Origin of the sequence: Streptomyces sp. NPDC002130 (genome assembly GCF_040296465.1) — a bacterium.
GTDB lineage: Bacteria > Actinomycetota > Actinomycetes > Streptomycetales > Streptomycetaceae > Streptomyces.
Genome location: NZ_JBEOXI010001276.1, coordinates 1 through 1,035 on the forward strand (window position 1 = coordinate 1; position 1,035 = coordinate 1,035).

General features: G+C 62.3%; 2 protein-coding genes. Both read right to left on the reverse strand.

Annotated elements, in window-relative coordinates:
* Positions 1-473, reverse strand: a 473-nt coding sequence (locus ABT116_RS50235) for a YhjD/YihY/BrkB family envelope integrity protein (RefSeq protein ID WP_351648531.1), incomplete at its 3' end; no start/stop codon positions are given.
* Positions 474-524: 51 nt separating this feature from the next.
* Positions 525-1,035 (reverse strand): tryptophan--tRNA ligase (locus ABT116_RS50240; protein ID WP_502984124.1); only part of this gene is annotated, 511 nt, incomplete at its 5' end.

Here is a 1,035-nt window from a genome sequence, read left to right on the forward strand (position 1 = left end):
GCCAGACCGATCAGGGCACCAGCGTCACCGAGCTTGGTACGCAGGAAACCCTTCGGCTCGCGCTTGCTCTCCCACATCGCCGTCAGTGCGTCACGAACATTGGCCATCCAACCGAGACCCGCGTACGCGGCACCCAGGAGACCGAAGATTCCGACGCTCGCGCGCGAGTCGATGGCCGAATCGATCAGCGTGTTGATGGTGTCACCCAAGCTGCCCGGAATGCTCTTGGTGATCTGCTCCTGAATCGACTCCAAGTACTCGGGATGCCCGGCCAATACGAAGCCGGCCACGGCAAACGCGACCATCATGATCGGAATCAGTGCGAGAACACTGAAGTACGTGATTCCTGCAGCGTAGTAATCGCCTTTTTGCTCTTGGAACCGTCCAGCCGCGCGAACCAGATGATCGAGCCATGGTCGCGCTGCCCGTTGCTTCTCGAGAAAGCTCGGTGCGTCGTCGTCCGTGTCAGCCATTGCCGTCCCCCTCATGTTCGGTCAGGCGTCGTGAGTCCGAATTCGCGTCGGTCAGCCCTTCGGTGCCAGGAATCCGACCTTGTCATAGACAGCAGCGAGAGTGCGTGAAGACACCTCACGGGCGCGGTGCGCTCCGGCCGCGATGATGCGATCCAGCTCCGCCTCGTCGGCAAGGTAACCGTCGACCTTCGCCTTGAGCGGGGTGACGAACTCGGTCAGCACATCAGCGGTATCGGTCTTGAGGTCGCCGTACCCCTTGCCCTCGTAGCCGGCCACCAGAGTCTCGATCGGTACTCCCGAGAGAGCCGACTGAATGGTGAGCAGGTTGCTCACGCCCGGTTTGGCCTGCGGATCGAAGCGAATCTCGCGCTCGTTGTCGGTGACCGCCGACTTGATCTTCTTCGCCGACACCTTGGGATCGTCGAGCAGATTGATCAGTCCGGCTGCACTGGCAGCGGACTTGCTCAGGTGGATCTTGCGGTAGGCGGCGGCCAGATCGCCGGAGGGGGAGAAGACGAGGGAGGTGTTGTAGAGCGGCCCGTCGGGGTCCCGCTCCGGGATG